We start from the raw sequence: 16,052 nt of genomic DNA, 5'->3' as shown, positions 1-16,052 counted from the left end.
CGGGACGGGCGGTTCCTAGCGGGTCCGGCGCGCCCGGGCCAGGGCGGGCCGCGCGCCCCGGACGCCGCTCAGCCGAGGCCGTAGCGCGCGGCCGGCGCGCTGCGGGAGAGGTTCGGACCGAGGCGCAGGCGGGCGGCCTCGAAGGCTGCCCAGTCGTCGATCTCGGGCAGGGACGGGATCGTGACCGGCTCGCCCGCGTCGAGCCCCGCGAGGGCCGCGGCCACGAGATCCCGCGCCTCCATGATCATCGCGGCGGGGATCCGGTCGAGATCGGCGCCCGCCCGCGCGAACAGCTCGGTGCGGGTGATGCCGGGCAGCACCGCCTGCAGGCGCACGCCCCGGGGCGCGAGCTCGGCGGCGAGCCCCTGGGTGAGCGCCAGCACGTAGGCCTTGCTGGCCGCGTAGACCGCGTTGAAGCGCTCGGGCAGCAGGGCGACCACCGACGACACGTTCACGATGGTGCCGCCGCCGCGCTCCGCGAACGCTGGGGCCGCCGCCAGCGTCAGGTGCTGGAGCGCCGTCACGTTGAGGGCGACCATGGGGTCGTATCCCGACGCCGGCCCGGGGAGGACCGGCCCCATCGGCCCGAGGCCGGCGCAGTTCACCAGCAGGCGCAGCGCCGCGTCGGCGGCGAGGCGCGCGGCGACCGCGGCGACGTCGGCCGGCCGGGTCAGGTCGGCGGGCAGAACCTCGACCGCCACGCCCGTCTCCCCGCCGAGGCGCGCCGCGAGGGCCTCCAGCCGGACCGCGTCGCGGGCCACGAGGACGAGGTCGTGCCCCCGCGCCGCCAGCTGCGCCGCGTACTCCGCGCCGATCCCCGAGGACGCGCCCGTCACCAGGGCCTTGCCGTGAGCCTGTGTCATCGTGGTCGTCCCGCGGTCAGTTGTCGGGCGCTCAGGCGGCGCCGAGCTTGGTGTTGGCCATCGGCAGGGCGCGGATCCGCTGGCCGGTCAGCGCCGCGACGGCGTTGAGCACCGCGGGCGGCACGCCCGGCAGCCCCGGCTCGCCGACACCGCCCATCGGCGCGCCGCTCTCGACGATGCGCACGTGCACGGCCGGCATGTGCTCCCGGCGCAGGATCGGGTAGGTGTCGTAGTTCTGCGACTGGCGCACGCCGTCCCGGTAGACGATCTGCTCGAACAGGACCGAGGACAGGCCGAGAGCGGCCGCCGACTCGACCTGCGCCTTGACGATCGCCGGGTTGACGATGCTGCCCGGATCGAACGCGATCCAGAGATTGTGCACGCGGGCCTCGCCGCCCTCCACGGACACCTCCGCGACGGTGGCGGTCTCCGACCCGAAGGGCGAGGCCATCGCGACGCCGCGGGCGCGCTGGCCGCCCTCGGCCCGGTAGGGGCCGCGCCGCCAGCCGCCCGACATCTCGGCCACCGCCGTCAGCAGGGCGCGGTGGCGGGCGCTGTCCGCGAGGAGCGCCATGCGCAGCGCGAAGGGGTCCTGCCCGCCGGCCTGCGCGACCTCGTCGAGGAAGCTCTCGTAGAACGCGTCGTTCATCGAGTGGCCGACGGAGCGCCAGAACGCGATGTTCACGGGATGCGCGACCTTGGTGAAGGTCATGCGCCGGTTCGGCACCGCGTAGGGCTTCTCGACGATGCCCTCGACCGCGGACGGGTCGACCGGCGTCCGCATCATCATGCTGAAGTAGCGGCCGATCGGCCCCTCGCCGACCGTGCGCACCGTGACGGCGGTCGGCCGGCCCGCCGCGTCGAGGGCCGCGCGGAATCGGCTGAAGCTCAGGGGCCGGACCGCGTCGCGGGCGAACTCCTCCTCGCGCGACCACAGCACCTTCACGGGCCGCCCGGTCGCCTTGGCGAGCAGGATCGCCTGCGGGAACGGGTTGCCGGCCTCGTAGGTGAAGTGCCGGCCGAAGAAGCCGCCGAGCATCGGCGAGTGGATGCGGACCTGGGCCGGCTCCAGCCCCGCGACCTTGGCCGACACCGCCTGGAACACCTCCGGCATCTGGTTCGGCAGCCAGACGTCGAGGGTGCCGTCGCCGTTGAACCGCGCGATCGCCGAGGGCGGCTCGAGCTGGGCGTGGGCGAGGTAGGGTGCCTCGTAATCCGCCTCGACCACCTTGGCGGCGCTGGCGAAGGCGCCCGCCACGTCGCCCTCCGCCTCGGCGACGTGGCCCGGATCGGCCGAGGCCTTCAGCGCCGCGAGCATGCCGGCGGAGGAGAAATCGGCCGCCACCGTGTCGAGGCCGCTGGCCTTGCCGGCGGACCAGTCCACCTGCAGCGCCTCGACGGCCTTGCGGGCGCGCCACCAGCTGTCGGCCGTGACCGCCACGGCCCCCGGCAGGCGGTGCACGGCGTGCACGCCCGGCATCGCCCCGATCTCGGCCTCGTTCTTCAGGCTCTCCGGCTCGGTCCCGAGCCGCGGCGCGTGCTGCACGGCGGCGTAGAGCATGCCGTCGACCTTCTGGTCGATCGCGTAGATCGCCCGGCCGGTCGACTTGTCCCGCACGTCGATCCGCGGGACCGACCTGCGGATGTAGCGGAAGGTCCGGGGGTCGCGCAGGGCGACGCCCTCGTTCGGCTTCAGCGCCAGCGCGTCGGCCGCCAGGGCGCCGTAGGGGAGCGCCGTGCCCGATGCCGGGTGCAGGACGACCCCGTCGCGGGTGGTGAGTTCGCCCTCCTGAACCTTGAGCCGGGCCGCGGCGGCGCGGATCATCAGGTCCCGGGCGGTGGCGCCGAGGCGCCGCATGACGTCGTAGCTCGACCGGGTCGAGAAGCTGCCGCCGGTCATGCGGATGCCGTTCACGACGGCGTAGTCGGGACCGGGCGGCGCGCATTCCACCACGAAGCGGGACGGCGGCACGTCGAGTTCCTCGCCGACGATCTGCGCCAGGCCGGTGGCGATGCCCTGACCGCCCTCCACGAAGGGGCTCAGCAGCCTGATGGTCCCGTCCGGGTGGATCTCCAGGAAGGCGGCGACGCGGGTGCCGGGCTTGGGCGCGAGGGCGCCCGCACCCTCCGCGGGGCCCTGCGCCTCCGCCCGGGCGGCGCGGAGAGGCACGACGGCGCTCAGCACCAGGGCGCCGCCGGCCGCCGCGAGGACACCGCGGCGGGAGGGGGAAGGCCGGCGGGCCGGGGCGTCGGGGACGGGATCGACGAGGGGCGCGCCGTGACGGGCGGAATCCAGGAGCTGGTCCATGGCGGCCTCCTCAGGCGGCGGCCTGCCGCACGGCGGCGGCGATGGCGTTGTAGGTCCCGCACCGGCACAGGTTGGTCATCGCCTCGGCGATCTCGGAATCGGTGGGCTTGGGCGTCTGCTTGAGGAGGGCCGTGGCGGCCATGACCTGGCCCGACTGGCAGTAGCCGCACTGGGGCACCTGCACGGAGACCCAGGCCTCGACGACTTTCCGGCCGACGGCGTCCTGCTCGATCGCCTCGATGGTGGTGACGGCCTGGCTGCCGACGCTCTCCAGCGGCACCTGGCAGGAGCGCGTCGCCTGCCCGTCGAGGAGCACCGTGCAGGCCCCGCACTGGGCGATCCCGCAGCCGTACTTGGTGCCGGTCATCCCGAGTGTGTCGCGCAGGACGAAGAGGAGCGGCGTGTCGGGCTCGGCCTCGACCGCGCGCGGCTGGCCATTGATCGTCAGGTTCACCATGGCCGCGTTTCTCCGAGGATCGGCTGAGCCCCCGGCCATGCTTACGGTCGCCCCCCGGGATCGGCCTACGTCAAAAAAGCCACGTTTCCGGCCATGTCCGCGCGATCAGGCGACCGCGAGCGGCCCGGCCGCCCGGCGGATCGTCCGCGGCACCGCGCCGTGGACCCGGAGGAACGCGCGGCGCATCCGCTCGCGGTTGGCGAAGCCCGCCTCCTGGGCGATCTCCTCGATGGGCAGGCGGCTCTCCTCCAGCATCAGCTTCGCGGCCTCGACGCGGATCGTCTCGATGGCCTTGGCGGGCGAGACGCCGGTCTCGGCCCGGAACAGCCGGGTGAACTGGCGCGGGCTGAGGCAGGCCACGGCGGCGAGGTCCTCGGTGGTGAGCGGCCGCCGCAGGTTGCGGCGGGCGTGGGCGAGGACGCTCTGGATCCGGTCCGTGCGCGCATCCACCTCGAGCAGCGCCGAGTGCTGCGCCTGGCCGCCGGCCCGGCGGCGCTCCATCACCAGGCCATGGGCGACGCGGTGGGCGAGGTCGCGGCCGTGGTCGCGCTCCACCATGCCCACCGCGAGGTCGATCGCCGCCGACATGCCGGCCGAGGTCCAGATGTTGTCGTCGGCGATGTAGATCTTGTCGATGTCCAGCCGGGCCGCGGGATAGCGCTCGCGGAACTGCGCCGCGAAGTGCCAGTGGGTCGTGGCGCGGCGCCCGTCGAGCAGGCCGGCATCGGCCAGGACGAACGCGCCCAGGCACAGCCCCGCGACCCGCCGGGTCGCCCGGGCCGCCGCCCGGAGGTAGCCGGCGAGGCCCGGCGTGGTCTCCGGGAGCCCGATCCCGGCCGCGACCAGGATCGTGTCGAAGGCGTCCGGCGCGCCCAGGGGCTCGGTGGCGATGTCGGGGCCCAGGCCCGCGCGGACCCGGCCGCCCTGCTCGGCGAGCACGCGGACGTCGTAGAGTGTCGCCCCCGCGTACTTGTTGGCCAGCACGAACGGCGAGGTCACCGCCAGGGCCATGAAATCGAAATCGGGACAGACCACGAGGCCGATCCGCCGCACGACAGCCATGGACCACCGCTCCGCTTCGCCGGCGGCCAACATCAGGCCCCGGCCGGGCCGGCACAAGAGTCGTGGCCGGAAAGGAGGCATCCGCGTCCGGAACCGCTCCCGGAGCGGAGTTCGGCGAAGATCTCAGGGCCGATCTCGGGGCCGGTCTCAGGGCCCACCCCCTGCCCGGCTCCGGACGTTCTAGCGCGGCTTGGCGTCGGCCGGGGTGGGGTCGGTGCAGGTGACGGGCTTGCCGGACCCGTCGGTCCACGTGACCGACCGCCCCTTGCCCCGGAGTTCGTGCGTGGCGTCGGCGTAGCGGTATCCCGAACCGCTCATCTGCACGGGCAGGGTGACGGCGGCGCCGTTCGCCGGCCGGACCACCGCCTTGTCGGGCCCCGCCGCGTTCACGAACGTGACGGCCAGCGCCTGTCCGTTCGAACAGGCGAAGGTCACGTCGATCGTCTCGGCCCGCCCGGGCCCGGCGGCCATGGACAGGCCGCCGAGGAGGATCGCCAGGCGGGCGGCCCGGTCACGGGTTCTCATCGGTCTCTCCCCAACCTCCCGGCCTCGGCCGCGTCGCGGCGGCGATCATCGCCGGGATGCGCCGCGCGGGCAATCGACGGGCAGGCAGCCAGTCCTGGCGGCCCGCCGGGAGTCCGGGCACGGGCGAGACCCGGCGTGGCATCGGGTCGGGCCTGCCGGGCCGGCGCGGGACCAGCCGATGAAGATCTGAAATCAAGCCCCAGCAACTGAGTCAATAAAATTCACGGCGCCACTCAGTCAAGACAGGGCAGATGTCGCCGAAACTCCGATCGATCGCCATCACGTCTTCTGAAGATCGCCGATAAAGGGGTCCCGAGAGCGCGCGGCCAGGCCCCGGACGACTATTTTCCTCTTTCGTCGCTTAAATGTCTCCTTAATCAATCAAAAATAGTAATAGGAAAATAGCGCAGCCACAGCTCCGATGAACCGTCCTAGACATCTGCTCTCGTTACTGATCGCGTCGTTGACCGCATCCGCCCGCGGCCTGACCGCCACGCGTCAGCTCGCGGAGCTGCAGAAGCAGGTCCCGAGCCTCTACGGCCTGCTCTCGGTCAATGCCGGCGCCCTCGCCGTGACGCATTACGGTCTGGCGCCCGCTTTCCTGACGCTCGGCATCCCGGCCGTCGTGATCTCGCTGTGCGTGGTGCGGGCGGCGCACTGGCTGCGGCTGCGGCCCGAGACGTTCGGCGAAGCGCGGGCGTCCCGTCACCTGCGGCTGACCACGGTGCTCACGGCCTTCTTCTCGGTCGCCTTCGTGATCTGGGCGATGGTCCTGAACCGGTACGGCGGCCCCTACGAGCAGGGCCACGTGGCGATCTTCGTGGCCGTCACGGTGATCGCCTGCATCTTCTGCCTGACGCACCTGCCGGTCGCGGCCTTCCTGGTGACCGGCATCGTCATGAGCGTGTTCCTGTTCTGCTGCGTGACCAGCGGGAACGACGTCTTCCTGGCCATCGCCGCCAACACGGCCTTCGTCACGGCGGTGATGGTCCGCATCCTCAACACCAACTACCGGGCCTTCGTCGACCTCGTCGCGTCCCAGGCCGTGGCGAGCCGGCTCTCGGAGGAGAACGCGCGCCTCGCCCAGACGGACAGCCTGACCGGCCTGCCCAACCGGCGCTACTTCTTCCAGAAGCTCGACGAGGCGATCCGGTCGTCCGCGGGAACGGAGACACCCTTCGCCCTGGCGATCTTCGACCTCGACCGCTTCAAGCCGATCAACGACACCTACGGGCACAATGTCGGCGACCGGGTCCTGGCGGAGGCCGGCCGGCGCCTCGCGGGCTTCGCGGGCGCCGACGCGGTGGTGACGCGGCTGGGGGGCGACGAGTTCGGCGTGCTGCTGCGCGCGCCGGATTCGGCCGCGGCGGCGCTCGCCTTCTGCGACGGCGTCTGCACGGCGCTGCAGCAGCCGATCCAGATCGGCGACATCCGGGTCGTCACGGGCTGCTCGGGCGGGCTCGCCCTGCCCTGCCGGATCTCGCACGACGCCGACGCCCTGTTCGACCGCGCCGACTACGCGCTCTACCACTCCAAGGAGCAGCGCCGCGGCGCGACGACCCTGTTCTCGCAGGAGCACAAAGACGCGATCCGCGCCGAGCAGGCGGTGGAGACGGCCCTGCGGACGGCGGATCTCGCCGCCGAGATGGTGCTGCACTACCAGCCGGTCCTCGACCTCGAGACGGGCCGGACCGCCTTCGTGGAGGGTCTGGCGCGCTGGACGAGCCCGACGCTGGGCCGCGTCGCGCCGGACCGGTTCATCGCGGCCGCCGAGCGCTGCGGCATGATCCACACGGTGACGCTCCTGCTCCTGCGCAAGGCGCTCGCCGACGGCGCGCGGCTGCCGCCCGGGACCGGCCTGTCCTTCAACCTCTCCGCCCACGACCTCGCCTCGCCGGAGACCGTCCTGGCGATCCTGGCGGCGGTACGGGGCAGCGGCCTCGACCCGCGCCGCCTGACGCTCGAACTGACCGAGACCGCCCTGATGCGCGACTTCGATCACGCCAAGGCGGCCATCACCACCCTGCGCAGCCTCGGCATCAAGATCGCCCTGGACGATTTCGGGACCGGCTATTCCAGCCTGGGCTACGTCCACCGCCTGCCCCTGGACAAGATCAAGATCGACCGCGGCTTCATGGCCGACATCGACACGGACCGGGGCTGCAGCCTCGTCTCCGCGATCCTGGACCTGTGCCGCAACCTCGGCCTCGACGGGATCGTCGAGGGAATCGAGACGCAGGCCCAGCTGGACGTGGCGCGGCGGCACGGCAGCCGCTACGCCCAGGGCTACCACATCGGCCGCCCGATGCCCCTCGGCGACCTGCTGGAGCGGCTGGAGCGCGAGGGCGCGGCGGAAGCAGAGGCAGAGGCCGGCACGGTGCGCCGGAGGGCCTGAGGCGGCCCCGGCGCGCGGCGGAGCCGCGCCCTCAGGCGCGCCGGAGGTTCCAGAGGATCGGGAAGCCCGGGAGGCGGCCCGTCAGGTCGCGCCGGTAGGACGTCATCGAGCGGTAGGAGCCGACCGGCACGAACACGACCTCCTCGAGGGCGATCCGCTGCATGTCGGCGCAGATCGCCCGGCGCGCCTCCGCGTCGGAGGCCGCGAACCACGCGGTCCGCAGCGCCTCCAGCCGCGGCACCGACGGCCAGCCGAACCACGCGTTCGGCCCGTTGGCCCGGAGCGGCTGGAGGGCGGCGGGGTCGGCGTTGTCGAAGGACGAGAAGGTCGTGAGCAGCACCGACCAGCCGCCCTTCTCGACGGGCTCGCGCGAGACGCGCCGCTGGATCACCGTGCCCCAGTCGCTCAGGGCCAGGTCGACGTTGAAGCCGATCCGGGGGAGCAGGTCGGCCGCGACCTGGGTCAGCGCCGACGGCGCCAGGATGTCGGTGGGGCCGATCAGCCGGATCTTCGCCCCGTCGTAGCCCGAGGCCTTGAGCGCCGCCCGGGCCGCCTCCAGGCTGCGCGGCCCGGTCAGCGCCTCCAGGCCGGCCTGGCTCGCCATCGGCGTGCCCGGCGTGAAGATCCCGCAGCGGTCGTCGTAGGTGGCCGGATCGTCGCCGACGATCGCCGCCATGAAGTCGCTCTGGACGATCGCCGGCAGCACCGCCCGGCGCACCGCGACGTCGTCGAAGGGCGGCTGCAGGTGGTTCATCCGCAGGATCGCCGGGTTGGTGAGCCGGTCGAGGCCCTCCACCACGATGTCGCGGTTGCGGGCGAGCAGCTGCTGGAGCTCGGGCGGCGGCTGCTCGTACCAGTCGATCTCGCCGTTCTGCAGGGCCGCCGCCGCGGTGGCGCCGTCGGCGATGATCCGCCACTCGATCCGGTCGAAATGGGCGACCTTGCCGCCCGCCGTCAGGCTCGGCGTCCCGGGCGCCGGCACGTAACCGGGGTGGCGCTCGTAGACCATCAGGCTGCCCGAGTTGAACTCGTCGGCCTTCCAGCGGAACGGCCCGGAGCCGGTGGCGTCGGTGATCTGCTTGAACGGATCGGTTTGGGCGATCCGCTCGGGCATGACGAAGGCCGGCTGGCTGACGCTCGCCAGCGCCTGGGGCAGGAGCGGGAACGGCGCCTTCAGGCGGAACACGATATCGGTGTCGCCGTCGTGGGCGAGTTCGTCGGTGGCGGCCATCAGGGTCTGGCCGAAGCCGTTGCGCGCCGCCCAGCGCCGGATGCTGGCGACGCAGTCCCGCGCCAGGACCGGCGTGCCGTCGTGGAAGCGCAGGCCCGCGCGCAGGGGGATCGTCACCCGGCGCCCGTCCTGCTCGACCTTGAGGCCGGCCGCCATCTGCGGCCGCGGCCGCAGCTCGGCGTCGAGGCCGAACAGCGTGTCGTAGATCACGTAGGCGTGGTTGCGGGTGACGATCGCGGTCGTCCAGATCGGATCGATCGAGGTGACGTTCGCCTGGGGGACCATGCGCAGGACCCGGGCGCCCTGCGCCCGCCCGACGGCCGGGGCCGCCAGGGCCGCGGCCCCGGCGGCGAGGAAGGTGCGTCGCCTCATCGTCACTCCCCGAACGGTGGACCTCCGCGTCGCAAGCGCCGGACCAGGGACGCCCCGCCTCAGCTCAGCGCGACGGCGAAGCCCCGCTGCACGGCGGGGCGCGCCATCATCCGGTCGTACCAGCGCCGGACCTGCGGGTAGTCGGCGAGGTCGACCTGATGGCGCTCGTGGCGCCACGCCCAGCCGAGGATCGCGAAATCCGCCACCGAGAGCGGTCCCGCGACGTACGCGACCTGCGCGAGGCGCCGGTCCAGCACGCCGTAGAGCCGGTGCGTCTCCGTGCTGTAGCGGGCGAGCCCGTAGGCGCGGTCGGCCTCGGCGACGGTCAGGAAGTGGTGAACCTGGCCGGGCATGGGCCCGAAGCCGCCCATCTGCCACATCAGCCATTCCAGGGCGGCGACGCGCTGCCGCCGGTCCTCGGGCAGGAAGCGGCCGGTCTTCTCGGCGAGGTAGAGCAGGATCGCGCCGGACTCGAAGACCGGGATCGGCGACCCGTCCGGCCCGTCCGGATCGACGATGGCGGGGATGCGGTTGTTCGGGCTGATCGCCAGGAAGTCCGGCGCGTGCTGCGCGCCCTGGGTGATGTCGACCGGGATGACCCGGTAGGGCAGCGCCATCTCCTCCAGCGCCACGCTGATCTTCCGGCCGTTGGGGGTGTTCCAGGCGTACAGATCGATCATCGCGGGCGCCTCCGCCGTGCGGAGGGAAGCTAGGGCCGGCCGCGGGGTCCGGCAATTCGGCCGGCGCTCAGGCCGCGACCGCGGCCGCCTCGGGCTCCGGCAGGCCGAGATGCCGGTAGGCGTGTCGTGTGAGGACGCGGCCGCGGGGCGTGCGCTGCACGAAGCCGCGCTGGATCAGGTAGGGCTCGATGATGTCCTCGATGGCGTCGCGCGGCTCCGACAAGGCCGCGCCGATGGTCTCGATCCCCACCGGGCCGCCCCCGAACGCGCGCGCGATCAGGCTCAGGTACTTGCGGTCCATCACGTCCAGACCCGCCCCGTCCACGTCCAGGAGCTGCAGCGCCCGGTCGGCGATCGCCCGCGTCACCGTCTCGGCCTCCGCCACGACCGCGAAATCCCGCACCCGCCGCAACAGCCGCCCCGCGATCCGCGGCGTGCCCCGGGCCCGCCGGGCGATCTCGTTGGCGCCCTCCGCCGACATGCCCAAGCCCAGGACCCGCGCGCCGCGCGCCACGATCTGCTCCAGCTCGTCGATCTCGTAGAACTCCAGCCGGATCGGGATCCCGAACCGGTCGCGCAGCGGCGTCGTCAGCAGCCCCGCCCGCGTCGTGGCGCCGACCAGGGTGAACTTCGGCAGCTCGATCTTGACCGAGCGCGCCGCCGGGCCCTCGCCGATGATCAGGTCGAGCTGGTAATCTTCCATGGCCGGGTAGAGGATCTCCTCGACCGCCGGGTTGAGCCGGTGGATCTCGTCGATGAACAGGACGTCGCGCTCCTCCAGGTTGGTGAGCTGCGCGGCCAGGTCGCCGGCCTTGGCGATCACCGGCCCGGAGGTCGAGCGGAAGTTCACGCCCAGCTCGCGCGCCACGATCTGGGCCAGCGTCGTCTTGCCCAGCCCCGGCGGACCGACGAACAGCACGTGGTCGAGCGCCTGACCGGTCTTCTTCGCAGCCTCGATGAACACCTGCATGTTCGCACGCGCCGCACGCTGACCGATGAACTCCGACAGGCTCAGAGGGCGGATCGTCCGATCCGCCTCCGCGGCGGTCGCCTCCGCGCCCGGGAGCGGTCCCGGGCGGGCCGTCTTGATCGGCGCCGCCATTCAGGCCGCCCTGGCGCGACCCGACGCCTTCTCGAAGGGCTGCACGAAGGGCTGCACCAGGACCCGCCGGCCCGAGAGGTCGTGCACGCTCACCCGCCACTCGGCCCAGTCGGTGCGGTTGGCCAGCGACTGCCGCACGTCGGAGGCGACCTTCCGGGCCCGGTCGACGAGGCGTGCCGTCGCGCGGACCTCGGTGCCGCGGGCGTCGAACACGCATTCGAGGCCGTTGGTGCAGTGGAACCGGTACTTGGCCATCCCTCGCTCCTCCTCGGCCGCCCCGCGCGGCGCTCACCGTCTGTTCACTATATGTTCTCAAATCGGCGGGATCCAGCCCCGGCGAAGCGTCGCAGGCGTCCCCGGCGCGGCCCGCGCGCTGGCGGTTCGGCTGCGGCCGATGGGGTCGGCCCGGAACACCGCGCGTCCCGCGGACTTACCGGGCGAGACGCTTCACCGCCGGACCGGGATCCCACCATGCGCGCCACGCTCCTCGCCCTCCTGCTGGCAACCGGCCTGGGCACGCCCGGCCGCGCCGCCGAGGCGCCGGCCGGATCCGACGCCCTGAAGCCGATGGTGGAATCCAACGACCTCGTCTTCAACGGCATCACCCGGTCCTCGGACGGCCGGCTGTTCTCGCCGTTCCAGCGGCAGAGCAAGGATTCGGGGATCGAACTCGGCGAGTGGCGGGACGGCAAGGCGGTGCCGTTCCCCGACGCGGCCTGGAACGCCTGGAAGACGGGCGACGACCCGGCCAAGGCCTTCGTGGCGGTCAACGCCATCCGGATCGGCCCGGACGGGGACCTCTGGGTGGTCGACAAGGGCGCGCCCGGCATGGGCGCGGCGCCGCTGCCGGGCGGCCCGAAGCTCGTGCAGATCGACCTCGCCACGAACACCGTTCGTAAGGTCTACCCGCTGCAGGCGGCGACCACCGAGAAGAGCTTCATCGACGATTTCCGCTTCAACGGCGGCCACATCTACCTGACGGATGCCGGCCAGCCCGGTCTGATCGTCCTCGACCGCGAGACCGGCGGCCTGCGGCGGGTGCTCGACGGCCACTGGTCGACCATCGCGCAGCGCCCGCTGACCGGTCAGGGCCGGGTGCTCCGGGACGACAAGGACAAGCTGCTGTTCATCCACGCGGACCAACTGGAAGTCTCGCCGGACGGGAAGACCTTCTACTACCAGGCGTGCACCGGGCCGCTCTACAGCATCGAGACCCGGTACCTCGACGACGCCGCCGTGAGCGACGCCGAGCGCGCCGAGCACGTGAAGCTCCACGCCGCCACGGTGGCGACCGGCGGCACCGCCATCGACGCGGCGGGCACCATCTACGCGAGCGACACGGACGGCCTGCGGATCCTCAAGATCGCGCCGGACGGGACGATGAGCACGCTGGTGCAGGACCCCCGGCTCGTCTGGGTCGACGCGATGTGGATCGACGAGCAGGGCGGCCTGTGGATCCCGGCGGCGCAGATGAACCGCACGCCGGCGATGAGCGGCGGCGCGGCCTCGGCGGTCAAGTTCCCGACGACGATCTACCGGATGCAGATCGACGCCAAGCCGCTGCGCAACTGAGGCCGGTTCAGCCTGTCTCAGGCGCGGCGTTGCGTTCGGCGCGCGGCGGCTGACGGCGAACCGGGATCCGGGGTTACAAGTTGGATCGAGGCGGGTGCCGGGTCCGAGACCCGGCACCGTGACCCGGCACGACGATAGGATGGACCGACCATGCGCAGGATGCAGTCGTCGCGGCGGGCCGCCGCCTTCCTGGCTGCCGGCCTGATCGTCGCCTTCGCCCCGCCGGCGCGGGCCGACGCCGCCCTGGTCCTGCGGGAGACCCGGCTGCACACGCCGCCGGACTCGCACGAGCCGCAGCGGGCGATGGTCAACCTGCGCAACACCGGCCCGGACCTCGCGACGAACGTGACCGTCCTGTGCACCTTCACCGGAGCCGGCGGGGCGGTGCTCGACACCCAGCGGGCCTCGGTGCCGGAGGTCGTGGGCCTCGCCGACGTGCAGGCCGAGACGATCTACTACGGCTGGCCCCGCGCGAGCAGCGCCACCTGCCGCCTCGCCGAGCCGTAGCCGGCGGCCCCATCACCGGGACGCACGCCCGCCGGTCTCGGGGCCGCCGGGGCCTCCGAGGCAGCCTCAGCGGTTTCCGCGCGTTGTGGTCGGTTGCCGTGGCGTCCGAGGTCCGTTTCCGGCAGAAGGCGTCCACGACCCGCCACTCTGTCGCAGCGCCAGCCCCGTGCCCGTATCACCCGCCCTCCCAGCCCCGGCGATCCGCCCCGACCGCCCCGCGCGGCCGGCGGGGGACGCGGTCGCGACGCACGGACGCTGAGCGTGGACGAGACGGGGACCGAGGCGCTCCTGCGGCGCGCCCGCGCGCTGGAAGAGGAAGCCGCCGGCCTCCGGGCGCGGGCGGCCGCCGCGCGGGAGGACGCCCGGCCGCTCCCGCAGCCCCCCGCGGACTCGGACAGGACCGGCCGGGCCCTCCGGGAGGCCGAGGCGCGCCTGCTGCGGGCGCAGGAGGCGGGCGGGATCGGCCTGTTCACCGTCGGGGTCGACGACGGGCTCCTGCACCCGACCCCGCAATTCTGCCGGCTCTACGGGCTGCCGGAGCGCGACACCTACCCGGCCGAGCTGGTCGAGGCGCTGATCCTGCCGGAGGACCAGGCGCTCATCTCGACGGCGGCGAGCCGGCGCCGCGGCGACGCCCCGCGGGACGTCGCCTACCGGATCCGGCGGCCGGATACCGGGGAGATCCGCTGGATCGCCCGGCAGGGGGAGATCGAGCGCGACGCCGCGGGGCGGCCGGTGCGGTTCTCCGGGGTGGCGCGCGACATCACCGAGCAGCGGGAGGCCCGCGACGCCCTGCGCGCCGGCGAGGAGCGCTACCGGACCTTGTTCGAGGCCATCGACGACGGCTTCTGCATCATCGAGTTCTTCGACGGCCCGCACGGCCCGCTGAGCGACTACGTCCACGTCGAGGCCAATCCCGGCTACGAGCGCCACACCGGCATCGCCGGCATCGTCGGGCGGACGCTGCGCGACCTCGTGTCGGCCGCGGACGCGGAGGCCTGGCTCGAACTCTACGGCGGCGTGCTGCGCTCCGGACTCCCGATCCGGTTCGAGCGCTTCTTCGCCCAGGCCGACCGCTTCATCGACGTCTCGGCCGCCCGGATCGGGCCGGCGAGCCGGCGCCAGGTCTCGGTGCTGTTCCGGGACATCACGGCGCGCCGGCAGGCGGAGGACGCCCTGCGCACCAGCGAGGCGCTCGCCCGGACCAACATCGAGCGCGTGCAGCTCGCCCTCGCGGCGGGCGCCATCATCGGCACGTGGCACTGGGACCTGCCGAGCGACCGGTTCACGGTCGACGAGGGCTTCGCCCGCAGCTTCGGCCTCGACCCGGCGCTCGGCCGGGACGGCATCCCGCTCGCCCGGATCGTCGCGACCGTGCACCCGGACGACCAGGCCGGGCTGGCGGCCGCCATCAACGCGGCCGTCGCCCGGGGCGGCGCCTACGCGCACCAGTACCGGGTGCGCCGCGCCGACGGGCACTATTACTGGCTGGAGGCCAACGGCCGCGTCGACCACGCGCCCGACGGCACGCCCCTGAGCTTCCCCGGGGTCCTGATCGACGTGGACGAGCGCCGCGCCGTCGAGGCCGAGCGGGACCGCGTCGCCGCGGCGCTGCGCAGCCTCAACGAGACCCTGGAGCAGCGGGTCGCCGAGCGGACGGCCGAGCTGATGCGCGCCGAGGAGGCCCTGCGCCAGTCGCAGAAGATGGAGGCGGTCGGCCAGCTCACCGGCGGGCTCGCCCACGACTTCAACAACATGCTGGCCGGGATCGTCGGCTCGCTGGAGCTGATGCAGACCCGGATGCTGCAGGGGCGGGTCGGCGACCTCGACCGCTACATCGGCGCGGCGCAGGGCGCGGCCAAGCGCGCCGCCGCCCTGACCCACCGCCTGCTGGCCTTCTCGCGCCGCCAGACCCTCGACCCGAAGCCGACGGACGCGAACCGCCTGGTCGAGGGCATGATGGAGCTCGTCCGCCGCACGGTCGGCCCGTCGGTGGCGATCGAGTCGGTCGGGGCCGGCGGCCTGTGGCCGACGCTGGTCGACCCGAGCCAGCTCGAGAACGCGCTGCTCAACCTGTGCATCAACGCCCGGGACGCGATGCCGGCGGGCGGGCGCATCGTCATCGAGACCGCCAACCGCTGGCTCGACCACCGGGCCGCCCAGGAACGCGAGCTGGAGCCGGGGCAGTACGTGACGCTCTGCGTCTCGGACAACGGCACCGGCATGACCCCCGACGTGGTCGCCAAGGCCTTCGACCCGTTCTTCACCACCAAGCCGATCGGCGAGGGCACCGGCCTCGGCCTGTCGATGATCTACGGCTTCGCCAAGCAGTCGGGCGGGCAGGTCCGGATCTACTCGGAGGTCGGCCAGGGCACGATGGTCTGCCTCTACCTGCCCCGCCATCTCGGCGAGGCGGAGGCCGAGGTGAGCCTGCCGGACCTCGCCCACGCGCCCCGCGCCGAGCAGGGCGAGACGGTCCTGGTGGTGGACGACGAGCCGACCGTGCGGATGCTGGTGACCGAGGTGCTGGAGGATCTCGGCTACGCGGCGATCGAGGCGGCGGACGGCGCCTCGGGGCTGAAGGTGCTCCAGTCGGACGTGCGCATCGACATGCTCATCACCGATGTCGGGCTGCCCGGCGGCATGAACGGCCGCCAGATGGCCGATGCCGGCCGCCAGCACCGCCCGGACCTGAAGGTCCTGTTCATCACCGGCTACGCCGAGAACGCCGCCCTCAACCACGGCCATCTCGGGCCCGGGATGCAGGTGATGACGAAGCCCTTCGCCCTGGAGGCGCTCGCCACCCGCATCCGCGGCATCATCGGCGGCGAGGGCTGAGGTCCGGCGGCCCGGGCCGGCGGTGCCCCCGGGCACACGGCGTCGCAGGCCCGCGCGGAACGGGTTCGCCGGCCCGCGCGTCATTGCCATACCGCGCCGGCGCGCCCATGAGGGCGTCGTCGCGGGCGTCCTCGCGGGCG

Annotated in this window: 13 protein-coding genes; 4 read left to right on the top strand and 9 right to left on the bottom strand. The window is 73.3% G+C overall.

Features of this window, described 5'->3' with window-relative positions; translation table 11 throughout:
* Positions 1-68: 68 nt before the first annotated feature.
* The 5 genes from J3A75_RS29190 to J3A75_RS29170 all read right to left on the bottom strand — a co-directional run bounded on the left by J3A75_RS29190 (position 69) and on the right by J3A75_RS29170 (position 5,215).
* The gene (locus J3A75_RS29190; protein WP_209650851.1) at positions 69-863 is read right to left on the bottom strand and encodes an SDR family NAD(P)-dependent oxidoreductase; all 795 of its coding nucleotides are present in this window, start codon (positions 861-863) and stop codon (positions 69-71) included.
* 31 nt (positions 864-894) lie between these two features.
* Complete coding sequence (locus tag J3A75_RS29185) at positions 895-3,171, bottom strand: xanthine dehydrogenase family protein molybdopterin-binding subunit (RefSeq protein ID WP_209650850.1); 2,277 nt, start codon at positions 3,169-3,171, stop codon at positions 895-897.
* 10 nt (positions 3,172-3,181) lie between these two features.
* Complete coding sequence (locus tag J3A75_RS29180; RefSeq protein ID WP_012321362.1) at positions 3,182-3,628, bottom strand: (2Fe-2S)-binding protein; 447 nt, start codon at positions 3,626-3,628, stop codon at positions 3,182-3,184.
* A gap of 105 nt (positions 3,629-3,733) precedes the next feature.
* Entirely contained in the window at positions 3,734-4,690 is a 957-nt protein-coding gene (locus tag J3A75_RS29175; protein ID WP_043343180.1) for a GlxA family transcriptional regulator, read from the bottom strand.
* 180 nt (positions 4,691-4,870) lie between these two features.
* Positions 4,871-5,215, bottom strand: a complete 345-nt coding sequence (locus J3A75_RS29170; RefSeq protein ID WP_012321360.1) for an MliC family protein — start codon at positions 5,213-5,215, stop codon at positions 4,871-4,873.
* Positions 5,216-5,636: 421 nt separating this feature from the next.
* Between J3A75_RS29170 and J3A75_RS29165 the strand changes: the two genes are divergently transcribed.
* Positions 5,637-7,610, top strand: coding sequence for a putative bifunctional diguanylate cyclase/phosphodiesterase (locus tag J3A75_RS29165; protein ID WP_012321359.1), 1,974 nt, complete (start codon positions 5,637-5,639; stop codon positions 7,608-7,610).
* Between the two features lie 31 nt (positions 7,611-7,641).
* Here the strand turns inward: J3A75_RS29165 and J3A75_RS29160 are convergent, their stop codons facing one another.
* From J3A75_RS29160 to J3A75_RS29145, 4 genes are all read right to left on the bottom strand, one after another.
* Entirely contained in the window at positions 7,642-9,213 is a 1,572-nt protein-coding gene (locus J3A75_RS29160) for an ABC transporter substrate-binding protein (RefSeq protein ID WP_029361449.1), read from the bottom strand.
* Between the two features lie 59 nt (positions 9,214-9,272).
* Positions 9,273-9,893 carry a glutathione S-transferase N-terminal domain-containing protein gene (locus J3A75_RS29155; RefSeq protein WP_012321357.1) on the bottom strand — a complete coding sequence of 207 codons (621 nt, stop codon included), beginning with the start codon at positions 9,891-9,893 and terminating at the stop codon, positions 9,273-9,275.
* Between the two features lie 67 nt (positions 9,894-9,960).
* Positions 9,961-10,995 (bottom strand): Holliday junction branch migration DNA helicase RuvB, encoded by a 1,035-nt coding sequence (ruvB, locus tag J3A75_RS29150; RefSeq protein WP_071000156.1) that lies wholly within the window; start codon positions 10,993-10,995, stop codon positions 9,961-9,963.
* Positions 10,996-11,250, bottom strand: coding sequence for a DUF6894 family protein (locus tag J3A75_RS29145; RefSeq protein ID WP_012321355.1), 255 nt, complete (start codon positions 11,248-11,250; stop codon positions 10,996-10,998).
* A gap of 216 nt (positions 11,251-11,466) precedes the next feature.
* Between J3A75_RS29145 and J3A75_RS29140 the strand changes: the two genes are divergently transcribed.
* The 3 genes from J3A75_RS29140 to J3A75_RS29130 all read left to right on the top strand — a co-directional run bounded on the left by J3A75_RS29140 (position 11,467) and on the right by J3A75_RS29130 (position 15,912).
* Positions 11,467-12,567 (top strand): SMP-30/gluconolactonase/LRE family protein, encoded by a 1,101-nt coding sequence (locus tag J3A75_RS29140; RefSeq protein ID WP_063111409.1) that lies wholly within the window; start codon positions 11,467-11,469, stop codon positions 12,565-12,567.
* A 150-nt stretch (positions 12,568-12,717) separates the two neighbouring features.
* Positions 12,718-13,074 (top strand): hypothetical protein, encoded by a 357-nt coding sequence (locus J3A75_RS29135; RefSeq protein ID WP_071000155.1) that lies wholly within the window; start codon positions 12,718-12,720, stop codon positions 13,072-13,074.
* Positions 13,075-13,335: 261 nt separating this feature from the next.
* Positions 13,336-15,912, top strand: coding sequence for a PAS domain-containing protein (locus tag J3A75_RS29130; RefSeq protein WP_071000154.1), 2,577 nt, complete (start codon positions 13,336-13,338; stop codon positions 15,910-15,912).
* Positions 15,913-16,052 lie beyond the last annotated feature (140 nt).

The sequence above is a fragment of the Methylobacterium sp. PvP105 genome (assembly GCF_017876975.1).
In the GTDB taxonomy this organism is placed as follows: domain Bacteria; phylum Pseudomonadota; class Alphaproteobacteria; order Rhizobiales; family Beijerinckiaceae; genus Methylobacterium; species Methylobacterium radiotolerans.
The sequence above is the reverse complement of the archived record's forward strand: the minus strand, read 5'-3'. Positions and strand labels throughout refer to the sequence as shown.